Genomic DNA, 20,624 nt, shown 5'->3' on the forward strand with positions numbered 1-20,624 from the left:
TTTCCAACATTAGAATGACAGCCGGAAGTGGATGGACTTGGGCCGGGTGAGCTGATCGAAGCCCAGCGCGCTCAGGCTGTGTCCCCGGCCCGAGTTCTTCACGCCAATCCATGGCAGCGCTGGATCCACCGAGTCGCACCGGTTCATGTAGACGGTGCCGAACTCGAGCTGCGTCGCGAAGCGGGCCGCGCGATCGCGATCCTTCGTCCAGACGCTCGCGGTCAGGCCGAGCTCCGAGTCGTTCATCTTCGCGCGCGCTTCCTCGTCCGAGTCCACGGGCGCGATGGGCAGCAGCGGCCCGAAGGACTCCTGCCGCATCAGCCGCATCGAGTCATTCATCTCCGTGAGGAGCGTGGCCTGGAAGAAGCGGCCCTTGCCGTCCACCTGGGTCCGCTTGCCGCCCACGAGCACACGAGCCCCCTTGCCGCGGGCGTCCTCCACGAGCTGCTCCAGCTCCAACGGGTGGTTGGGCTGCGCGATGGGCCCCAGCGTCGTCTGGTCGCTCATCGGATCGCCGAGCACGTACCCTCGCACCAGCGCCTCGCACGCCTCGGTGAAGCGCTTGTAGAGCGAGCGATGCACGTAGACGCGCTCTACCGCGCAGCAGCTCTGGCCCGCGTTGTACATGGCGCCGTCCACGATGTTCTCCACCGTCTTCTCGAAGTCACAGTCCGGAGCCACGTAGGCGGGATCGTTCCCGCCCAGCTCCAGCCCCATGTGCCGGAAGCGCGTGGCGCCCGCCAACGTGAGCCGCTGTCCGCCGTACACCGAGCCGGTGAACACCACATGGTCCACCCGTGCGTCACCCATCATGCGCTCGCTGGTGGGGTGGTCACAGTGCATCGCCTGGACGAGGTGGGGGGGCGCTCCGGCCTCGGCGAAGGCCCGGGCGAAGTGCTCCCCGCACAGGGGCGAGCGCGGCGAGTGCTTCACCACCACCGCGTTGCCCGCCAGCACCGCCGGTACCACCACGTTCACTGCGGTGAGCAGCGGGTAGTTCCACGCGGGCAGGTCCACCACCACCCCCAGCGGCTCCTTGACGATCCGGCGCTCGAAGCCCACCTTGGGCGGCAGCACGATGTCCGCCAGCGCCGTGTCCGCGATGGAGATCATGTAGCGGGCCCGCTCGGCCATGCCGCGAATCTCGCCCCGCGCCTGGGCGAGCGGCTTGCCCATCATCCGGGTGATGTCCGTGGCGATGGCGTCCGCCCGCGCCTCCATGGAGGCGACCATGCGCTCGCACCAGTCCTTGCGCTGGGCGAGGGAGGTGGCTCGCGCGGCCCGGGCGGCGGCCCGGGCCTGATCGAGCACGGTGTTCACGGTCGCCTCGTCCGCGAGGGGCACGGAGCAGGCGACGTCGCCCGTGTACGGATTGTCGACAGTCAGGGTGGTCATGGTCGGCAAGGTAATGCTCCGGAGGAGTGTCGACCCGGGTGGAGCCTCGCGAGCCGCCTTCCGTGCGTTCGCTCGTGGACGGCTGGAGCGCCGGGACGGCGTGGACGAGCCCAGGCACTGTTCACCGCTCATTGTCTGAGGGGGCGGAACAACCTTCCGCGGGAGCGTCTGCCTAGGCCTACTCGCAGTACTCATCCACCTGGTCGGCGGGAATCTCCGCGGGGGGGAGGAGGCCGAGCACCAGCGAGTTGTAGCGGCTTCTCTCCAGCGGCGTGTTCTCGTCGGGTACCATAGCGCCGCTGGTTCTCGAGGAACACCTCACAAGCGGGTATCAGCCGTTCATCCGGCAGTACGCTGCACTCGCCCTCCACCTGAACACTCGGGCCACAGCCCGCGAGCCCCACCGCGATGATGACTCGTGTGTCACTCGCGAAGGCGGTGCTTTGTCCCCGGGGCCGGTCAATCCTGCATCCCGTGGCGTGCTACCGCGACAAACTGTCCGGGAGTCGGGCAATCCCATCCCAGTCGCACAAGAGGGGAGGCCCCCAGCCGTATGACGGCCGGGGGCCTCGAATTCAATCCACTACGGCTCGATGCCTCCGGCCAGCGTGCCGTTCCGGTAGACGGTGATGCTCGTGTTCTCGCCATAGGCCGTCTGCCCGGCCTTGAACGAGTAGTCATCCGCCTCGTTGAAGTTCGCCCAGTTCGACGTGTTCACGCGGAGCTGGATGTCCCCCGTGTCCTGGCCCGCCGCCAGCGTGCCGCTGGCGAAGCCGACCTCCAGGTAGTGGGTGGCGCCAGGCCGCGGAGAGGCCAGCTGGACGAACTGGAAGCTCAGGTTCGTGCAGCCCAGGACGGCCCAATCACAGTTGACCTGCAGGGTGGCCGGGCTCTCCAGCGAGAAGTAGTACCGGGCCTTGACCTCCGTCAGGTTGGCCGGCGTGGTGCCGCCGTTCTTCACCCGGAGGTGGGGCCGGAGCTGGTTGTTGGTCGGGGCGTTGTTGTCCCCATCGCGGTAGAGGACGGAGAGGGCGCCGGTGCTGACGTTCTGCGTCGTGGCGGAGACCTCGTTCGAGCCGGCGGACTCGAGGGAGGCATTGAAGGCCGTCGCCTTGTAGTAGTAGGTCGTGTTGGGCGTCAGGCCCGTGTCGGTGAAGCTGGTGGTGGTGCTGCTCCCCACCCGGTTCGCCGCGGTCAGCGCCACGTTCGGCGAGGTGGAGCGGTAGAGGTTGTAACCGGTGGCACCCGTGGAACCCGTCCAGCTCAGGTTGATCTGACTGGAGCTGGTCGCCGTTGCGAGCAGACCGGTGGGCGCGGCCAGGACCTGCTCACCCGGAGTCGCCGAGACCGCGCTGGTGTTGGCGCTCTCGCCGTTGGCGTTGGACGCGCTGACCACGAAGTAATACGTCGTCCCATTGGTCAGCCCGGTGTTGGTGTAGCTCGTACCCGTCACGGTGCTCACCGCCACGAACGGTCCGTTGCTGGCCGTGCCCCGCTTGACGGTATAGCTCGTCGCACCGAGCGCGGCGGTCCAGCTGAGCGTCACCTGCTGGTTCCCCGCAGTGGCCGTCAGGCCCGTCGGGGTGAAGGGCGGGTCATTGTCACCGGTGGTCGGCGGGATGGCCGGATACGCGTTCTGGACCAGCATGGCGAACTGGTTGTGGAACCAGTGGCCGGACAGCGGCGCGTCCGGCAGGGCCCCGGTCTTCATGTTGTACTTCGTCATGTAGTCCGGGTTGCACATCGGGTCCGCGCCCTTGCCCTCGTCGTTCGGAATCTCCTTGCTCGCGCCGTCCGACTCGCCCGGCGGCTTGATCCAGACGAACGCATCCAGGTGCGAGGCGGTATAGCCAGACGGAGCGGACTGGGGCGCTTGACCCATGCCGGCGCCGCTGTGGTTGCACCAGAGGCCCCGGTGGCCCCGCCGGTCGACGCGGCCGGAGTCGGCGTACGCGTCCACCGTGCTGCCGGACGCACCCGTCGGACGGTTGGGTCCGCCCCAGCCATTGCGCGAGGTGTCGATGAGGAAGCCGATGTTGGCCGGCCAGCCCGCGGCCGTGAAGCCGGTGTAGAGGGCCGCCGTGAAGTCGCTCTCGTCGAAGTGGGGGTTCCACTCGTAGATCTTCGCCGACTTGAGCTGCTGCCCGCCGACGGTCACGTTCGGGTCCACCAGGTGCGGCTCCACGAGGGGCGTGTAGTTGGAGATGTTGGTCACGAAGCCATCGACGCTGGCCAGTCCGGCCGTCGTCCCGCCCACCACGTTGGTGTAGAGCGCGATGACCCGCTGACGGTTGTCGTCCCAGCCCAGCCAGCCCGAGTGGGCGATGTCCAGGTAGGTGTAGACATTGGGGATGGCGTGCAGCTTGTTCAGGGCGTACTGCGCGGCCGCCACGTAGATGCCGCTGGAGTTGGCCTGGGCGCACTCAGGGTCGCTCAGGTTGGTCACCAGGTTCGGCAGGCCGTCCGGCTCGATGGCCGTGATGATCCGGATGTCCTTGTACTTCGGATCGGCGAAGATGGACGCGATGACATCGATGTACTCGGTCTTGTAGCGCTGCAGACCTTCCTCGGACAGGGGCAGCTCACCATTGGACGCCAGCGCCGCGCAGTCCCGGCCCGGCATGTCGTAGATGACGAAGGTCGCGGTGATGGGCTGGCCAGCCTTCTTCTGCGCCAGCACCAGGTCCAGGTGGTCTCGCAGACCCTTGCGGCCGCCGTTCGCGCTGCCGCCGTGAACCGCCGCGATGCGGTCGAGCCAGACAGCGGTCGGGTACTTCTTGACCGTGCGCATCTTCGCGGCCAGGGCGCTGTCGGTCGTCTTGGCGATCGAGGTGTCAACCAGCGCCGCGTAGTCGGGGTTGACGTAGGCGGTTGATCCCTCGAACGGGTTGTCCACATGCGTCTGAGCGGCTGCGACGCCTCCCCAGAGTGCCAGGAGCAGGAATGAGAGGGGGGCCAGAGCCAGGGCGCGGGTCCTTGGACGCGTTCGTTGCATACTTCCCTCCTGATTGGAAATTCCAACGACTCCCAAGAATGGGAAATCGCTTCTAGTCAGGAAGATACTTGAAGCCTGAAAGACTTGGCAATGAAAACGTTTTCATTGGTGTCTGTTCATCGACGAACAAAGCCGAGCCCCGTGCTCGACGCGGGAGTGAATTGAAATGCTTTCACTTCTGTCGCGGGAAATTTACCGCTTCATGGCAATGAATGTGTCGTCCTGTGAGCGATGGTCTTGGGCCCGTCGCGCCGCGTCATGGCCCGCTTGATGCTTCAGCGGATCGAAACGTTTTTATTGGATAGGATGATGGAATGCCGATCGAGCATCTGACCCCCAGTGAGCTGAAGGCTCGTACGACACGTGCCGTTGCCGCGGCGACGAGTGCGGGCCGCGCGCTCGGACTCGACGTGGCCGACCCGAAGGTCTTGCATGATGTCTTCTCCGTCGTCGTGCACCTCGCGCCATCACCCGTGGTGGTCCGGGTCCCCGTGGTGCTGCCGCCCGGGTTCGACGGGGCACCGCAGGTCGCGCGTCAGGCGCGCGAATTGGCCGTGGTCGCATGGCTGGCGGACCGTGGGCTCCCGGTCGTGCGCCCGAGTCCCCTCGTCCCTCGTGAGCCCGTGCGGCGGGAGGGCTTTTCGATGACGTTCTGGGAGCTCGTGGACGTCGACACCTCGCGCCAGCCGGACTTCATCGCCGAAGCGGCGCTCGCGGCCGACCTGCACGCGGCGCTGCGCGACTACCCGGGCGAGCTCCCGTTCCTCTCACCCATCGCCGCGACTGTGCCCGCGTGCTTGGCGCTTCTGGAGGAGAACCCCGGGCTGTTGGCTCCCGCGGACCTCGAGCGGGCTCGGGGCGAGTGGGCTGTCCTTGGACCCGTGCTTTCATCGCGCGAGGGCTTCGCCAATGCGTTCCCGAAGGCCGGCGTCCAGCCAATCCACGGGGATGCGCCGTCGTACAACATCATCCGCACGACCTCGGGAGTGCGCTACGCGGACTTCGAGGATGTGAACCTTGGCCCGGTCGAATGGGATCTCGCGTTCCTCGGTCCGGAAGGTGCCGCCGTCTACGACGCGGCGGCGGCGCGAGCAGGCGTGCGGCCTCTCGACCCGGCTGTCCTGCGCGTCATGGATGCCGCGCGGATGCTTCAGGTGGTTGCCTGCTACGCCCTCGTGCCGCAATTGCCGATGCTGGCCGAGGGGCTCGCGCCCTCGCTCCAGAGCTGGCGGACGATGCCGTTCGCGGGCGGGTTGGGCTGAGGATGACCGCGGGCGGGGTGCCCGAGGTCACCCCGGGCCAGGCCATTACATGTCGCACCAGAAGGCGCGCATGTCGCCGCTGTCCGTGCCAGTGAACGAGAAGCTGATACCGTCGCGGCTCAAGCCCACGGAGAGCCCGGGCACATCATTGATGCCGCAGCGCTCCGTCTCGGAGGCGCTCTCGAGGTAGGACTTGCGTCGCAGGTGCACTTGTCGCCCCCTGCCGAGATGCTTCCATGGTCCAGCTCGTGCGGGAGGCAGGGCTTCATGGCCGCGAGAGTTCGCCTGTAATGGTTGTCGCGGAGGTGTGTTCAATTATCGACTGTGAAGTTCAACACCGGTCTTCGGGCTCCGCTGTTGAACTGGTTGCCCATGTATTCACGGGTGAGCCCGCGTCGCCGATGTCGGTGCGGATGCACGTGAATGAGGCCAGGCTTCTTTCCCCGCTAGGAGCGTGTCGGGGAATCAGCCAGAGGGACAGTGGCGCATAGCAGGCGCCATATGGCGCCACAGGTCCAGAGGTCATGGGGGAGGGAGAGGCGACCCACTCGTCGTGCCGCCTCGCGGCGACCTCGCCGCTACGCGGCCTGCTCGGCCAGGCCAGGCAGCGCCCAACCCTGCTTCCACATCTTCTTGAGGTTGTGGACGGCACACGCCAGCGAGAATTCTCCTCGCACCTTGTCCAGCCCCCGCAACGAGAAGCGTGGCAGGACTGTATTCTTCACCTGTCCAATCACCGGCTCGGCCGTCACCTTGCGCCGCGCGTACGCCTTGCGCCCCCGCTTCGTCAACAGCTTGCGCTTCATCCTCTCCTTGAAGCTCAGGCCCGCCGGCGGGCGTCCTCTCGGCGCTGGCGGCGCCTCCTCTCCATGCTTGTCGCGCCCGCCAGCCACGAAGCACTCCACCCCCTTCTGCTCTACCTTCTCAATGTCCTCCTGGCACAGGTAACCCGCGTCCGCGCTCAGCTCCTCGGGCACCAACCCCGTGTTGGCCTCCACCTGCTCCACCATGGGCGCCAGTTGCCGTGCATCGCTGCTGCTCTGCCCCACCTCCTGCGCCACTACCAACTGCGTGTCCGCGTCCACCGCCACCTGCGCGTTGTAGGACTGCTGGAAGGCCCCTCCCTTGGGCATGATTCGCGACTCGGGGTCGGTGAAGTTGTACTGCGCCTTCTCCGCGGGCTTTGCCTCCTCGGGCGACTTCCCCTCGGCCTCGGCCTTCTTCCTGGCCTGCTCCTCCAACTCCTGCTTCGCCTGCCCAATCCTCTCCCGCCTCTTCTCCTTCTCCACCGCCAGCGCCACCTTCTTCTCCGCCTCCACCTGGCGCGCCGCCTCCCGCAGCCGCTCGGCGCGCTTCTTTGGATTCTTCATCTCCTCGGGCAGTTCGTCCCCACGCCGTCCCTTGCCGTGGCGCTCGTCCTCCTGTGCATCCAGCTCCTCGGCCTCCGCCAGCAGGCGCCCCACCTGCTCGTCCAGCTTCTTCATCGCCTCGTCCATGCGCCCGTAGCTCATGGCCTTGTGCTTGCTGGCGTTGGCCTTCATCTTCGTGCCGTCCACCGACAGGTGCCCCACCTTCTCGAGCCCCGACTGGCGGGCCACCCGCAGCGTGTCCACGAAGAGCGCTCGGAAGGCCTCCAGGTGTCTCACCCGGAAGGCGCACACCGTGTCGTGGTCCGGCTGCTCTCCTCCCGTCAGGTAGCGGAAGGCGATGTCCGTCTCGCACCGCCTCTCAATCTCCCGGCTGCTCGTTCCGGCTGCCACTCCCGGAACGGTCGCGGCGGGCTGAAGCGCACGGAGCTCTTCGTCTCCTCCTGCCGCTGCGGCTTCTGCGCCTCGGGCACATCCAACAGCACGCTCTGCTCGGGCTTCTTCGTCTCGCTGGTGCTCACCCTCCAGTTTCAACCAGAACTCGCCGCTGCCCTGAAGGACCACCTGGGGCGTCACCCCACCATATTCGCGACGACTGGCTCAAGACATGCATGAAGGCTGAGGTCGAGCGCGTTGGGTTGAGTTATCGGGCACAAGGCAGAGGAAGCCCGCCCCGGGGCAGCGGGTAGCAAGCAGGAGGAGATGGAGAGGGGAGTGGGGAGAGTGCGACACGTGAGCTGCAATTGACTCCAGGCAGCTACGTGATTTGCGCTGTGCTCAGCGAGCCCAGCTTCGTCCACAGCTTCTGCCAGAGGCTGGCCGACTCCCGGCCAATGACCAGCACCACTCTTCTGGCGTGTAACAGCACCCGCGCGGCTACTTTGAGCACCCGCTCGCGCACACGGAGCAGCCCCAGCCCTCGCCCGTGGCCTGCTCCATCAGCACGCGCGCGGCGTGCACCAGGTTGTAGGCCAGGGCATTGAGCAACAGGCGTACCTCGTTGTTGGCGAAGGCGTCGATGGACACCGCGCGCTGGACGGGCGGCTGCCCCGGTACTTGGACTTGGGCCGTCTGGCCGAGGAGAGCGCCGGGGCCAGCACGTCCATGAGCTCTCCGAAGTGGCCCTCCGCCGTGCCGCGTTGGCGGTAGTGCTCCAGCAGCGCCTGTGCCGGCATCTGCTCCTTGCTCCAGCTCGTCACCAGCCAGAAGGCGTGCGGGAAGAGCTCGTCCTTCCTCTCCAGCACTACCAACACCACGCGCCGCGCACGGCTCCAGCCCTGCGCCTGGTACTCCCATTCGTACAGGTGGGTGCCCGGCTCCCCTGCGGCACTCCCGAATTCATGAAGCGCGGCAGCGCCGCCTCCCGCTGCAACACGCTGGTGTTGCGCACGCGCGCCACGTAGGGCGTGCCTCGCTCCTCCAGCTTCGCCAGCAGCTTCTCCTCGGGAAAGCCCGCGTCGAAGCGCACCGCCGCCACCTCACACACCTCCTTCTCCACTCGCCCCAGCAACTCGTCGATGAATTCCAGCGCTCCATTGGCGCTGTGCACGTTTCCCTCGCGCAACCTCACGTCCAGCAGGTCTCCCGTCTCGGCGAGACTGGCGACAATCGGGTGGTACATGCGTACTCCGTAGTGCCCGTTGTACGCGCTGCCCTCCTGGTGCCCATGCACCTCCACCGGCAACCCGTCCACGTCCACCGTCACCTGCTTGAGCTTCTGGCCCTTGGGCTGCTGCGCCCTCAGCCTCCGCCCCGTCTGCCACACCAGCGCCTCGTGCAGCACCTTCCGGTTTTCCTCTCGCGCCAACATGGCCGTCAGCCGCGACAAGGTGGGCTGTGAGGCCAACCCCTCCGCTCCCCCCTCTTTCCCCCTCAGCGGCACGCTGCTCTTGCTGTCCGACACCGCCAACCTCAACGCCGCGTCCCTCCTGAGCGCGTCCGCGTCGTCGTGGTCTCTCCACCCTTGCCCCAACAGCAGAAGGTCCGTGCGCACCAACTCCCTCAGCGAGTGGGTTATCCGCTTCTCGTCTCGCGTGTCCGTCAACATCTCCCCCAGCCAGCGCGTCAGCCCCAACCGCTCGTCCACCTCCCTCAGCAGCACCGCACCTGCCTCCGACGTCAACCGCTCCGCCCTCGCCTCCAGCTTCACGGAGCCGTTGAACTCCAGCCCGAAGTCGTTGAGGATTTCACCCATGACGCGCCTCCTGCCTTGTGGTGGTGGATGTCTGAACAACACCCCTCTACCACTCGGGAGGTCAGGCGCGTCACCCTCCTTTTCCGGTCATCCTCCTGCACCTCTCGTGAATAAGGCGGGGTCACCCCTCTTCCCCACCCTTTGTGGTGCAGGATTGATCCAAAGTCCGTAGGAGAGGTTTTGAAGAGGCGGAGAGCAAGTCCAGACATTCACAGGCAAAGAGGGAGCATCCCTCCGGACGGCGCCTGAAAGAGGGGCGCCGTGGAAGGACAGGAGTGAAGGTACACAGGCCGAACAGCCAGGGGAGAAGAGGCGCGGGAAGGCCGGAGCGGGAGCAGCTGGCGGGCGCTCAGGCAAGTGTGGCCAGACTCTCGGGCAGCACGGCCAGACCCAACAGGCCCTGGTAGAGCACCTCCATGGTGCGTGCGAAGCTTTGGGGCCGTTTGTCGCGAGTCGGCAGGTGCGTGCGCACCAGGGCCAGCAGGTTGTAGGCCAGCAAACGCAGCCAGCTGAGCACCAGGGGTGCATTGCCTCGCAGGCTGGGCGAGGCGCTGTCCTCCTCCAGCACCACGTCCGCTGTCCAGTTGGGCCCGTTCTCAATCCCCCAGTGCCGGCGTACCAACGTCAGCATCCGCTCCGGGGACAGTTGCCCTGTGGGAATGGAGGTGAGGAACAGCCGCGTCTCCACCTTCGGCAGCTCGCCGTCTCTGGTTCGCGTCTGCCTCACCCATACCCATTGCTGGGCGCCGGGAAAGTCCTCCTCTGGCGGCTTGTCCACCACCCTCAACTCCCTCTCCACCCACTCCCCGCTCGTCCGCTCGCGCGTGCGCACCTTCACTGGCGCCACCGCCAGCGCCACCCACGCCTTGTCATGTAGCCGGTGGAAGTTCTCCTTGAGCGCCATCAGGTAGTGCTTGCCCGCCTCCCTCACCACCCGCGCATTGGCCGCGCTCGTCATTCCCGCGTCCACTGTCACGTACTCGAAATGCCGCCCGAACTTCTCCACCACCCGTTTGAACAACTCCGGGAACGCCGTCGCCTCTCCCTGCTTGCCTTCCAGCAACTTCTGGTCGAGCACCGGCTGGGCCGCGCTGCTGGTGAGACTGGCGCGCAGCGCGTACGGGTACCAGTACTCCCGCCCCTGCTCATCCTTCGTCGTGTGGCTCGGCTCGCACGGCGGCTGCCCCGGCGTGCTCTCCCCTGCCTTCCCGTCAATGCTGACGACGCCCCGGGCGAAGAGCTCATGGCGTATCAGCCCCACTTCCAGGCCTCGGTGCACCATCTGGTGCACCTCCTGCTCCAACCCCTCTGGCTCCAACTTCCCCAGCAGCCTATCCAACGTCGTGTCGGACACCGGCCGCTTCAGCCCCTCGGGCGCCGTGCCTTCGCGCAGCATGTCCTCCCCCAGCGCCTCGGCATGCCTCAACACCCGCCGCCCCACCGCCAGCGCCTGCACCAGCAGCATCAACATCGCCGCCAGCGGATGCCTCTGTCCCCGGCGGGCCCGGGGGTCCTTTACCTCCTTGAATGTCAGCCCCAGGCTCGCCATCATCCTCTGCACGCGGGAGGGGGTTTCCTGCTCGTCCTTCTTCCCCTTCCCGTTTCCCGCTTGGGGTGTGGATGGCCCGCCAGTCCTCCCGCCCCGGTTTTTCTTCCCACTCATCCTTCTTCTCCCCGGACCTGTCCGGCCCGTCTCCGGCTCTGTGCTGGCGCTCCCCCTCGCGATCAGCCCGCGGCTGCTCGCCTCCGGTGGGCGCCTGTAGGCGGGACTATACTTCAGCCGTAGGCCCGGGTGGGATGACCTCTCCCGTGGGACTTTGAATCAAGCCTGCCCTTTGTGGTGGGGTTCTCCGACAAGCTCCTAGCTCCTGCGCTGGGGAGGCTTCCTTGACTTCGCCATGTCTCCTTGCATGTACTTCTATCTTCAATCTCTCCCAGGAGGTGCCAGGTGTTTTCTGTTCCCAGGTCACAACTTCGTATCCTGGCCGAGAGCACAGTTGACGCGTATGTCGAACGAGTGACGGCCAGGATTCGTGCCGACTTTGTGTCAGAACTTGGAGCGTTGCCCTATGAAGATCTACGTATTCGAGTTCACGCCGCGCTCATTTGGCTTCGTGCACAAGGCTTCCAACGCAAGGAGTATTTACATCGACTGATCGTTCTGGAGTTGTTGTTCGGCCCGCGGTTCGAGACCAGACTACCGCTGGCGGCACGTTTGATCGCATTTCCGCCGCATGGTGTGCCCCGCCAACCCGAATCGGAGCGATTCTGGGCTATTTATCGAGCTGCCGATCAACTCACGCGTGGTGACTCTGCTCAAGCCGCTCCGTCTCCCGGCGAGCGTGCATGGGGTGAGATATGGCGATGACGGGTATGGAGGCACTCAATCGCTCTCAGGCAAGCGCCGAAGCCGAGACAGGCTCGATTGATAGCCCGGTCAAGGAGTGCCTGGCTTGGATCGGAGTGGCGGCGGTCTACGACGATCCATGGGCTACTCCGGTCACGGGCTGCCGGGTGCGCATCGAGGTCGAGGGGGAGCTTGTGGCCGACGGACCTCGAACCAAAGGTCTGTCTTCATTCGGTAAAGAAGATGGTCAGCCCCACGATGACGTGCGAGCGGAGTTGGGGGTCTACCGCCAAAGTGGCGTGAAGCCGGGTCCTGCGAGCATCGCGCTCGTGCCAGATGGTGATGACGACCCGAAAGGCATCGAGAAGCAGATCCTCAACACCCTCGATGCCTTCGAGACGTCAATGCGCCAACTCCTGCGGCACTGGATTGCGGAGTGGTCGAAGGATGGCTGGTTGTCGGTCCCAAAAGCCAAACGCCGTGGCCAACTCCGTGGCCTTGGGACCTGGTGGGAGGGTGAGGTTGATTTCTGGGCCAGCGTTGGTGATACAGCAAAAGAAGTATGGGGTGGGATACAGAGCGGCACGAGCAAGGTCGCCGACTGGTACGAGGAGCTGCCCTTGTACGAGCAAGTGGGGTGGCTGGTTGCGCCGGTCCTCATGGGGGGGATCGAGTATGTAAAGCAGTTCGCCAAAACGGCTCAGGCGCTATGGAACCGACGTGAGCAGTTGATGGCTTTGCTCAAGGCCTTCCTCGATGGCACTGCTGCGGCCATTGAAAACGCGCTTGGGGTGTTGATTGATCTGCCTGGCGAGCTGGGGCCACTGATCAAGGACATCGTAGAGCATAGCCGTGACTGGGTCCAGAACATGATCGAGGTCGTGCGCGAGACCGATGTGTTCAAGCGCGTGATCAAGACGATCATGACGGTCGTCATGATGATGACGCCGAACTTCTGGGCTGAAGGCATCGGCATGGTCGAGGGGTATCTGCTGCCCGAAGTCTTGATCACCATTGTCCTGATCATAATTGGTGCACTCTGCACCGCCGCCGGAGCCTCGGCACTCGCCACCCGCATCGCAGGAGTCCTATCCAGGCTTCGTGCGGCCATCTCCGCGGCGGGTAAGGCGGGAGAGGTGCTGAAAACCCTATTCAGTAAGCTGGATGAGATTGCGAGACTGGTCGGGGATCTCTCGAAGGCGCTTCGCCGCAGAATCAATGAATCCGTCAAAGGTACGACGGACAAGCTCAACCAACTGGTCCGACGCTCCGCGAAGAGGGTTCCGGCCAGACTCGATGAGTCCATGCGGCATGCGAGACCCGCGGAACAGCGCACGGCCCAACGGTTGGCGGATGACCCGGACTTCGACGGGCGGACCTTCAAGGGAATAGAAGGAAAGGATCCCGGCTACGACTGGGTTGACGACCTGGGACGGAAATACGATGCTCTGGGAGATGGGACGAAGTCTCAATATATGAAGCTGGAGCAATTTACAAAATCAATCGATCATCATCTGCTCAAGGGCAATGACTTCACGGTTGTTGATATGACTGGCTACACAGCCGAACAGATCGCTGCTGTCAAGCAATACGTGGACGCACTCCCCGCAGCCAAACAGGCCATGATCGTCAGGGTGGGATTCTAATGCTATCGATTCACTTCGATGCGGAACGTGAATGGTGGGTATCTGGTAGGATATTCGAGCGGCTCTTTCAATCAGCGCTGGATAGCGGGAAAATGCCATCAAAATTGGAGCAGTGGCTCCATGTGGCGGATGCCAACGGTGGTTTGGATCTGTCCCTGCTGGATCCATCCGAGGCCAGTGAGTTGGTGACCGTGCTGCGAGATGCAGCTTTGCGAGACCTCGCTAAACTGGGCGACGTCGACGCTGAATCCGAGGACGGTGCTTACAGGGATAGCCTGTTGAAGATGTTGAAAGTCAGTCAGATTGGCTGAGGTATATCGAATACAGACGCGATAGGGGGCCTGCGGGCCGCGGAGCTTGCCGGGCCCGAAGAGCCTGATTCGGAGTTCTCGGAACTTGAGCAGGTCGGACGTCGGCTCGCGGATGCCTTGAATGATGTCCTGGGCCAACCCGCGCTGCCCCAGGCTGGCTGGTGCTCTGGTCCTTGGTGCTGGGCCCTGCGTTGAGTAGCTACGGCCGATGTGCCGAGTGCGGCGACTGGATGACACAGACCGAGAACAGCCGGAGCCCCTGACGGGTCTCTGTGCCGGGGGAGCATCGCTGGGCGTTTTGTCGGGGTCGTTTTAGCTACGCCTGGGTTCGAGGGCCGGGCGACGCGTTCGCCCAGGCGAGCGCCCTCTCGACGAGCGAGGTGACGAATGCGTTCTTCTGCTGCGAGTACGTCGAGAAAAGTCGCGCGCCGTGCGCGTAGGCCTTGCGCTTCTCGTCCGCGTAGGCCTTCACCTCGTCGGGGTGCGCGCGCAGGTAGTCGCGGACGGCGAGCTGGGAGGTGAAGAAAGCCCCTCCCTCCTCGGCGATGGCGACGTTGAAGTGGGGCGGCCCCCGTCGCCGCAGGTAGAGCCTGTCCGGAATGAACACCTCGCCGAAGTCCTCGTACCCGAGCGCGACGAGGCGAGGGGTGGCGACTCTTCCCTCGTCCAGGGAGCGCACGCCCACGAGGAGGTCGACAATGGGTTTGCCGACGAGCCCGGGCACTGCGGTGCTTCCCACGTGCTCGAGCCGCGTGACGACGTCACCGAGCGCTCCTCGCACGCGCTCGGCCTCGGAGGCGTAGATCTCGGGCCATCGAGGGTCGGGCTCGACCAGGGTGATGGGCTCGTCGATATCGGAGGTCTTCATGAGTTCACCGCCGTACGTGCGGTGCGACGGGGCCCGGACTGTCTCACGTACGGGTGGCGCTCGTCACAACGGGACGGGGAGCGCTCTACAGGATTGTAGGGAGAGCGACACCTCGCCTTTGTAAACACATCAGGAGACACCCTCATGCCCCGATTCGTAACCCCCCAACCCTGAGCAAACGAATGAGACCGTCGCACATCCCAAGCGGCGTCGTGGGTTCGCCATCCTATCCGCGCACTGAGGCATCCCCTCATAAAAGGCCAAAGGCTTCACGGAAAACGAGTTGCTCGCAGACGAGTTGGGCGAAGCGTTCGATGAGAGGCCGCAACTGGGCTTCGGGCATAGTGGGCAGGATTGATCCAAAGTCCGTAGGAGAGGTTTTGAAGAGGCGGAGAGCAAGTCCAGACATTCACAGGCAAAGAGGGAGCATCCCTCCGGACGGCGCCTGAAAGAGGGGCGCCGTGGAAGGACAGGAGTGAAGGTACACAGGCCGAACAGCCAGGGGAGAAGAGGCGCGGGAAGGCCGGAGCGGGAGCAGCTGGCGGGCGCTCAGGCAAGTGTGGCCAGACTCTCGGGCAGCACGGCCAGACCCAACAGGCCCTGGTAGAGCACCTCCATGGTGCGTGCGAAGCTTTGGGGCCGTTTGTCGCGAGTCGGCAGGTGCGTGCGCACCAGGGCCAGCAGGTTGTAGGCCAGCAAACGCAGCCAGCTGAGCACCAGGGGTGCATTGCCTCGCAGGCTGGGCGAGGCGCTGTCCTCCTCCAGCACCACGTCCGCTGTCCAGTTGGGCCCGTTCTCAATCCCCCAGTGCCGGCGTACCAACGTCAGCATCCGCTCCGGGGACAGTTGCCCTGTGGGAATGGAGGTGAGGAACAGCCGCGTCTCCACCTTCGGCAGCTCGCCGTCTCTGGTTCGCGTCTGCCTCACCCATACCCATTGCTGGGCGCCGGGAAAGTCCTCCTCTGGCGGCTTGTCCACCACCCTCAACTCCCTCTCCACCCACTCCCCGCTCGTCCGCTCGCGCGTGCGCACCTTCACTGGCGCCACCGCCAGCGCCACCCACGCCTTGTCATGTAGCCGGTGGAAGTTCTCCTTGAGCGCCATCAGGTAGTGCTTGCCCGCCTCCCTCACCACCCGCGCATTGGCCGCGCTCGTCATTCCCGCGTCCACTGTCACGTACTCGAAATGCCGCCCGAACTTCTCCACCACCCGTTTGAACAACTCCGGGAACGCCGTCGCCTCTCCCTGCTTGCCTTCCAGCAACTTCTGGTCGAGCACCGGCTGGGCCGCGCTGCTGGTGAGACTGGCGCGCAGCGCGTACGGGTACCAGTACTCCCGCCCCTGCTCATCCTTCGTCGTGTGGCTCGGCTCGCACGGCGGCTGCCCCGGCGTGCTCTCCCCGCCTTCCCGTCAATGCTGACGACGCCCCGGGCGAAGAGCTCATGGCGTATCAGCCCCACTTCCAGGCCTCGGTGCACCATCTGGTGCACCTCCTGCTCCAACCCCTCTGGCTCCAACTTCCCCAGCAGCCTATCCAACGTCGTGTCGGACACCGGCCGCTTCAGCCCCTCGGGCGCCGTGCCTTCGCGCAGCATGTCCTCCCCAGCGCCTCGGCATGCCTCAACACCCGCCGCCCCACCGCAATCGCCTGCACCAGCAGCATCAACATCGCCGCCAGCGGGTGCCTCTGTCCCCGGCGGGCCCGGGGGTCCTTTACCTCCTTGAATGTCAGCCCCAGGCTCGCCATCATCCTCTGCACGCGGGAGGGGGTTTCCTGCTCGTCCTTCTTCCCCTTCCCGTTTCCCGCTTGGGGTGTGGAGGGCCCGCCAGCCCTCCCGCCCCGGTTTTTCTTCCCACTCATCCTTCTCCTCCCCGGACCTGTCCGGCCCGTCTCCGGCTCTGTGCTGGCGCTCCCCCTCGCGATCAGCCCGCGGCTGCTCGCCTCCGGTGGGCGCCTGTAGGCGGGACTATACTTCAGCCGTAGGCCCGGGTGGGATGACCTCTCCCGTGGGACTTTGAATCAAGCCTGGGGCATAGTGGGCAGAGCCTGGTAGTACATGCAGCCCTGGCGAAAGAGGGAGTAGGTGCGCTTTTTCGAGGTGTTGGCTTTGAGGTCGCGCTCCATGCCGAGGCTCTCGCCACATACCACCGCGGCGACTTCCACCTCATCGGCCGTGACGCGTGCGCCTTTGAGCTTGCGCAGGTGGCCTGAGGTCGGCACCCACTCGGCCGCGCTCCGACGCTCGCCCTGGGTGCTGGTGACGATGATTCGCTGACGGGAGCGTACCACGTACTCGAAGCACAACTCCTCGAGCAGCGCGTAGAGCTTCTGGTCCGCGAAGCCTCGGTCGGCCAGAATCGTCACCTTCACCTCGGGCGCAATCAACTCACGCATGTGGTGCGTCCGAGCTGGGGCGTGGACCTCTTTTCCGGTCAGCTCGAAAACGAGGCCTACGTCGTGTGGAGCGCGGGGCCTCTCCAGCCCGGGCAATCGGTCTCGACCTTTTTCTGGGTAACGAAGAAGGTTGTCGATGATCGAGCCTATGGGATCTTCCTGGACAATGATGGCTTCAATCACGGAGCCGTGGATGAGCTGAAGGAGCTCAACAATCACTGCTCGTTCTTCGTGAACCCGGACTGAGAGCGGCACATCGTCTGATTCACGGTCCGGGTGAGAGGATTCAGCGCGCGGCGGTTGCCGCGCGCGACGAGCACGAGTTTCGCGCCACGACGACGTAGTTTCTTTTCCACGTGGGGAGGGGTAGGACGCTGCCTGCTTTCCCGGAGGTCTGATGGAACCCCTACGTGATGACGAGGCCCTGGAGATCATTCGAAGGCTGCAGACCGGCGGCTACGCGACGGAGGCCGAGACCGACGAGAAGTATCTACGCCTCAATGCGCGCTACCCCGGAATCGTGAACCTGATCTTTCACGACCGCAGGAATCCGACGGCCGAGCAGATTCTCGCCGAGGTGAAGAATCGGAAGCCGATTCTGCTCGGTCCTTGAGCAAGCGCTCAGGAAGGCTTCACGCTCCGCCCCAGAGAGCACTCAGCTCGAGCTCGATGGCCTCGAAGGGCTCGGCGCGGACCTGGGCGTCCTCCGTGAACGTGGCGAGCAGTGTGTAGTTCATGCCCGCCAGGCGGAAGACCTCCAGCGTGCGCACGTCCGGGTCCACGAGCCACACGTGCCGGACGCCCTCGCGCGCATAGGCGGGCAATTTGACCGCCCGGTCCCGCGCTTCCGTGGAAGGGGAGAGGACTTCACAGGCCCAGTCTGGAGCGAGCGTCAGGGCGGTGGTGCGCGGAGCTTCGGGAAGCCGCTCGCGGCGCCAGCCCGCGAGGTCTGGAACGAGCACGTCTCCACCCAGGTGGAACTCAGGCTCGTCGAGAAGGAGCCAGCCGCCCGGGCCGTTCCACCCCAGGTCGAACGGGCCCATCAGCACTCCACCGAGCCGGGAGGCGGCCTGGGCATGCGGAATCGCAGGCCGGGGACTCGCGTACAGTTCGCCAGCGATGATCTCCCCCACCATGTTCGGGGGAAGCTCCTCCAGGTCTGCGTAGGTCGCGGGTCGCTTTCCCATCCCCAACTCATCCACGTCCATTCGAGCGACAGGTTCCATGTCTGGAGCCTGTCGCCAGGGTCCGACACCCTGCCCGCGAGGTTGTCTCCGCGAGCCGACCTTTCATCCCATGCGCATGTCATCGCATGCGCATCTCTCGAGGTCGAGTGTCGAGCGGCATTCATCGTTCACTCGTCACCCCGAGTGGCCGCCGGGGCCTGCCGCCCCGCCGGGGGCGCCCTATAGTGGAGCCGTGGCCACTTCTCCGGACATCCTGCGAGCGCGGCTCGAAGACCGCGCGGATCTGCTCGAGGCCACGCGGCTGCGGTACCGGGCCTTGGAGAAGCTGTTGCGCGCCTTCTTCTGGAAGGACCGGGTGCGGGCCAACCTCGAGCTGCTGCGCGAGGTGGCGCTGGCCCAGCCGGAGGTGGACGCCACGCTGGAGTCCGTGGCCCGGCGCGCGGAGGCCGAGGGTTGGCCAAGGGGCTCGGCGCCCATGGCGCTGCTGTCCGAGGTGGAGCGGTTGCGCGAGGCAGTCGCGTGGGAGGTGGAGCGGCGGCTCATCGCGAAGAAGAAGCCGGAGCTCCTCGGGGATGCGCTGCTGAAGCTGGAGGAGGAGGTGCTGGACGCGGGGCCGCTGCTGGGCCGGCGCCTGTGGGCCCAGGCGGTGGAGATGTTGCCGCGCAACCTCCCGGAGCTTCGGGCCGCGTGCGTGGCGGCGGAGGTCTTCGAGCGAATCTTCAAGCGCCCGACGTTGGCTGGCGCGCTGCCCTTCGACGCGGCGGAGGCGGACGAGGTGCGTCGGGCACTGCCCGTGGCCGAGACGGCGCTGGAGGCGCTCTGGGCCCGGCTGGACCGCTTCGACGCCACGGGCCGGGTGAGGGCCTTCCTGGAGAAGCGGGCCAGGCGCGCGCCGGTGCATCCGCCGCGCAGCGGGCCGGAGCTGTTGCTGCACGCGGACTTCTGGCACGACCTGGCGCGTGCCCGGTTGAAGGCGTTGCTGGAGGAGCGCCTGTCGCCGGTGGTGCCTCGCGAGGAGGAGTGGCCGGAGCTGCTGGGGTGGTTGGTGGCGCGGGAGTCCTCGGCGGAGGCGCGGCTGCCGGCCTCGGAGGTGCTGTGCGAGGGGCGTGCGGGGCTGCTGGAGGTGGCGGCGGAGCTGGCGGCGCTGTCCCATGCGCGACCCCAGGGCGCGTGGAGTGAGGAGGCCGCGTGGGTGCGGTTGTGGACGGCGGCGCAGCGGGCTCGGGCCGAGACCGGCCCCGACCTGGAGCGGCTGCGCGAGTCGCTGCGCCTCTTCATCCGGCTGCGGGGCCAGGGGCAGACCCCGGCGAGGCTCTTCTCCGAGGCACGGGGGCAGCTCCCCCGGCTCCCCTCCGGGCACGTGGATGACGAGGTGGACGATCTGCCGGGACTGGTGCAGAGGGCCCGGGAGGCAGCCGGGCGGCCTCGCGCGGGGCGGATGTCAGGGTAATCCTTTAGCCTGGACGCTCGCATCACCGGATGGGAGAAAGGTACTCCCGTGCGCCTGCTGGCACTTCATGTCCAGGACTTCCGAAACCTCGGCCAGGTCTCCCTGGCGCCGAGCCCGCACGCGACCATCGCCGTGGGGCAGAACGGCCAGGGGAAGACGAACCTGCTGGAGGGGCTCTACTTCCTGGCGACGCTCAAGCCCCTGCGCGCTGGCCGCCTGTCGGAGCTCGTGCGGTGGGGGACGAAGTCCGCCCGGGTGACGGGCCGCTTCCTGCTCAAGGGCGCGGAGCGGGAGATTTCCGTCGAGGTCGCCGGAGGCGTGCGGCAGGCCTTCGTGGACGGGAAGAAGGCGTCGAGCCTGGAGGAGTACTTCGGGGGCGTGTCGGTGGTGGCCTTCACCCCGGACGACCTGGAGGTGGTGAAGGGCGGGCCGGACTCGCGGCGGGCCTTCCTGGACCGGGCGGTGTTCAACCGCTTCCCGGCCTTCCTACGCGAGAGCCGTGAGTACGGGCGGGCGCTGAAGAGCCGCAACCGGTTGTTGCGCGAGGGCGCGGTGGAGCCGGCGTACCTGGAGGCCTACGACGAGACGCTCGCGAAGGCGGGAGCGCGGGTGTACGCGAGGCGGCGGGCGCTGATGGCGGAGCTGGCGCCGAGGGCCCAGGCGACGTTCGCCTCCATTGGCCGCACGCCGGAGCCGGCGGCGTATGGCTACCACCCGGCGCACCTGGGAGACGTGGACTTCGCGACGGCAGACGAGGCGGCGCTGGCGGCGGCGCTGCGCGAGGCGCTGGCGACGCGCTCGCGCAGGGACCTGGACCGGGGCTTCACGTCGGTGGGCCCGCACGCGGACGACGTGACGGTGACGCTGGGCGGCCGGAGCGCTCGGGCGTACGCGAGCCAGGGACAGCAGCGCGCGCTGGTGCTGGGGTGGAAGATCGCCGAAATCGAGAACCTCGAGGCGGCGATGGGCTTCCTGCCGCTGTTGCTGCTCGACGACGTATCGAGCGAGCTGGACCCGGAGCGCAACGCGTACCTGATGAACTACCTGGCGGCGAGCGGGGCCCAGGTGTTCCTCACGACGACGGACGCGGGCCTGGTGCGCGGGGCCGCGGCGGAGGACACGCTGTGGCTGGGCGTGCGCGCCGGAGACGTGACGAGCCCCCCTCCGGCCGAGCAACCCGCGAGCGGGCCCGCCTGAGAATCGCCCC

Annotated in this window: 20 protein-coding genes and 1 pseudogene; 7 read left to right on the plus strand and 14 right to left on the minus strand. The window is 66.2% G+C overall.

The features are described 5' to 3' along the window. Nucleotides 1-9: 9 nt before the first annotated feature. Both JQX13_RS17025 and JQX13_RS17030 read right to left on the minus strand, forming a co-directional pair. The gene (locus JQX13_RS17025) at nucleotides 10-1,395 is read right to left on the minus strand and encodes an aldehyde dehydrogenase family protein (RefSeq protein ID WP_203410054.1); all 1,386 of its coding nucleotides are present in this window, start codon (nucleotides 1,393-1,395) and stop codon (nucleotides 10-12) included. A gap of 583 nt (nucleotides 1,396-1,978) precedes the next feature. Next, nucleotides 1,979-4,390, minus strand: a complete 2,412-nt coding sequence (locus JQX13_RS17030) for a glycoside hydrolase family 6 protein (RefSeq protein ID WP_203410055.1) — start codon at nucleotides 4,388-4,390, stop codon at nucleotides 1,979-1,981. Nucleotides 4,391-4,704: 314 nt separating this feature from the next. Between JQX13_RS17030 and JQX13_RS17035 the strand changes: the two genes are divergently transcribed. Then, nucleotides 4,705-5,652 (plus strand): phosphotransferase, encoded by a 948-nt coding sequence (locus JQX13_RS17035; RefSeq protein WP_203410056.1) that lies wholly within the window; start codon nucleotides 4,705-4,707, stop codon nucleotides 5,650-5,652. A gap of 45 nt (nucleotides 5,653-5,697) precedes the next feature. On the opposite strand, the gene JQX13_RS17040 is transcribed toward JQX13_RS17035, so the two are convergent. The 7 genes and pseudogenes from JQX13_RS17040 to JQX13_RS17060 all read right to left on the minus strand — a co-directional run bounded on the left by JQX13_RS17040 (nucleotide 5,698) and on the right by JQX13_RS17060 (nucleotide 10,876). Continuing rightward, complete coding sequence (locus JQX13_RS17040) at nucleotides 5,698-5,862, minus strand: hypothetical protein (protein ID WP_203410057.1); 165 nt, start codon at nucleotides 5,860-5,862, stop codon at nucleotides 5,698-5,700. 368 nt (nucleotides 5,863-6,230) lie between these two features. Continuing rightward, on the minus strand, nucleotides 6,231-7,412 hold the full coding sequence (locus JQX13_RS17045; RefSeq protein WP_203410058.1) for a transposase: 1,182 nt from the start codon (nucleotides 7,410-7,412) through the stop codon (nucleotides 6,231-6,233). Between the two features lie 364 nt (nucleotides 7,413-7,776). Beyond that, nucleotides 7,777-7,908 carry a hypothetical protein gene (locus tag JQX13_RS55405; protein ID WP_275424884.1) on the minus strand — a complete coding sequence of 44 codons (132 nt, stop codon included), beginning with the start codon at nucleotides 7,906-7,908 and terminating at the stop codon, nucleotides 7,777-7,779. Then, complete coding sequence (locus JQX13_RS54140) at nucleotides 7,896-8,045, minus strand: hypothetical protein (protein WP_239014681.1); 150 nt, start codon at nucleotides 8,043-8,045, stop codon at nucleotides 7,896-7,898. Before JQX13_RS54140 ends, JQX13_RS55405 begins: the two co-directional genes overlap by 13 nt. Nucleotides 8,046-8,188: 143 nt before the next feature. Beyond that, a pseudogene (locus JQX13_RS56320) lies at nucleotides 8,189-8,275 on the minus strand (hypothetical protein); the annotation flags it as partial. Then, complete coding sequence (locus tag JQX13_RS17055; RefSeq protein ID WP_203408984.1) at nucleotides 8,263-9,213, minus strand: IS1380 family transposase; 951 nt, start codon at nucleotides 9,211-9,213, stop codon at nucleotides 8,263-8,265. The gene JQX13_RS17055 and the pseudogene JQX13_RS56320, both read right to left, overlap by 13 nt. Nucleotides 9,214-9,562: 349 nt before the next feature. Beyond that, nucleotides 9,563-10,876, minus strand: coding sequence for an ISAs1 family transposase (locus tag JQX13_RS17060; RefSeq protein ID WP_203405779.1), 1,314 nt, complete (start codon nucleotides 10,874-10,876; stop codon nucleotides 9,563-9,565). 285 nt (nucleotides 10,877-11,161) lie between these two features. Between JQX13_RS17060 and JQX13_RS17065 the strand changes: the two genes are divergently transcribed. From JQX13_RS17065 to JQX13_RS17075, 3 genes are read left to right on the plus strand one after another with little or no spacing between them, the layout of a single operon-like run. Continuing rightward, the gene (locus JQX13_RS17065) at nucleotides 11,162-11,581 is read left to right on the plus strand and encodes a hypothetical protein (RefSeq protein WP_203410059.1); all 420 of its coding nucleotides are present in this window, start codon (nucleotides 11,162-11,164) and stop codon (nucleotides 11,579-11,581) included. Next, nucleotides 11,572-13,206: a hypothetical protein gene (locus JQX13_RS17070; RefSeq protein ID WP_203410060.1), complete on the plus strand. Its 1,635-nt coding sequence runs from the start codon at nucleotides 11,572-11,574 to the stop codon at nucleotides 13,204-13,206. The genes JQX13_RS17065 and JQX13_RS17070 overlap by 10 nt, the downstream gene beginning before the upstream one ends. Then, on the plus strand, nucleotides 13,206-13,517 hold the full coding sequence (locus JQX13_RS17075) for a hypothetical protein (RefSeq protein WP_203410061.1): 312 nt from the start codon (nucleotides 13,206-13,208) through the stop codon (nucleotides 13,515-13,517). The genes JQX13_RS17070 and JQX13_RS17075 overlap by 1 nt, the downstream gene beginning before the upstream one ends. Before the next feature lie 316 nt (nucleotides 13,518-13,833). On the opposite strand, the gene JQX13_RS17080 is transcribed toward JQX13_RS17075, so the two are convergent. The 4 genes from JQX13_RS17080 to JQX13_RS17095 all read right to left on the minus strand — a co-directional run bounded on the left by JQX13_RS17080 (nucleotide 13,834) and on the right by JQX13_RS17095 (nucleotide 16,999). Next, nucleotides 13,834-14,385 carry a GrpB family protein gene (locus JQX13_RS17080; RefSeq protein ID WP_203410062.1) on the minus strand — a complete coding sequence of 184 codons (552 nt, stop codon included), beginning with the start codon at nucleotides 14,383-14,385 and terminating at the stop codon, nucleotides 13,834-13,836. 549 nt (nucleotides 14,386-14,934) lie between these two features. Next, nucleotides 14,935-15,699 (minus strand): ISAs1 family transposase, encoded by a 765-nt coding sequence (locus JQX13_RS17085; RefSeq protein WP_239015279.1) that lies wholly within the window; start codon nucleotides 15,697-15,699, stop codon nucleotides 14,935-14,937. A 247-nt stretch (nucleotides 15,700-15,946) separates the two neighbouring features. After that, complete coding sequence (locus tag JQX13_RS17090; protein ID WP_203410063.1) at nucleotides 15,947-16,246, minus strand: hypothetical protein; 300 nt, start codon at nucleotides 16,244-16,246, stop codon at nucleotides 15,947-15,949. A 159-nt stretch (nucleotides 16,247-16,405) separates the two neighbouring features. Beyond that, nucleotides 16,406-16,999: a hypothetical protein gene (locus JQX13_RS17095; RefSeq protein WP_203410064.1), complete on the minus strand. Its 594-nt coding sequence runs from the start codon at nucleotides 16,997-16,999 to the stop codon at nucleotides 16,406-16,408. Nucleotides 17,000-17,177: 178 nt separating this feature from the next. On the opposite strand from JQX13_RS17095, the gene JQX13_RS17100 reads away from it, so the two are divergent. Then, nucleotides 17,178-17,393, plus strand: coding sequence for a hypothetical protein (locus JQX13_RS17100; protein ID WP_203410065.1), 216 nt, complete (start codon nucleotides 17,178-17,180; stop codon nucleotides 17,391-17,393). Nucleotides 17,394-17,412: 19 nt separating this feature from the next. On the opposite strand, the gene JQX13_RS17105 is transcribed toward JQX13_RS17100, so the two are convergent. After that, the gene (locus JQX13_RS17105) at nucleotides 17,413-17,967 is read right to left on the minus strand and encodes a Uma2 family endonuclease (protein ID WP_203410066.1); all 555 of its coding nucleotides are present in this window, start codon (nucleotides 17,965-17,967) and stop codon (nucleotides 17,413-17,415) included. Nucleotides 17,968-18,199: 232 nt separating this feature from the next. On the opposite strand from JQX13_RS17105, the gene JQX13_RS17110 reads away from it, so the two are divergent. Further along, nucleotides 18,200-19,417: a hypothetical protein gene (locus tag JQX13_RS17110; protein WP_203410067.1), complete on the plus strand. Its 1,218-nt coding sequence runs from the start codon at nucleotides 18,200-18,202 to the stop codon at nucleotides 19,415-19,417. Between the two features lie 48 nt (nucleotides 19,418-19,465). After that, nucleotides 19,466-20,614 (plus strand): DNA replication/repair protein RecF, encoded by a 1,149-nt coding sequence (gene recF / locus JQX13_RS17115; protein WP_203410068.1) that lies wholly within the window; start codon nucleotides 19,466-19,468, stop codon nucleotides 20,612-20,614. The last annotated feature ends 10 nt before the right edge of the window (nucleotides 20,615-20,624 follow it).

This window comes from Archangium violaceum (assembly GCF_016859125.1).
Lineage (GTDB): Bacteria > Myxococcota > Myxococcia > Myxococcales > Myxococcaceae > Archangium > Archangium violaceum_A.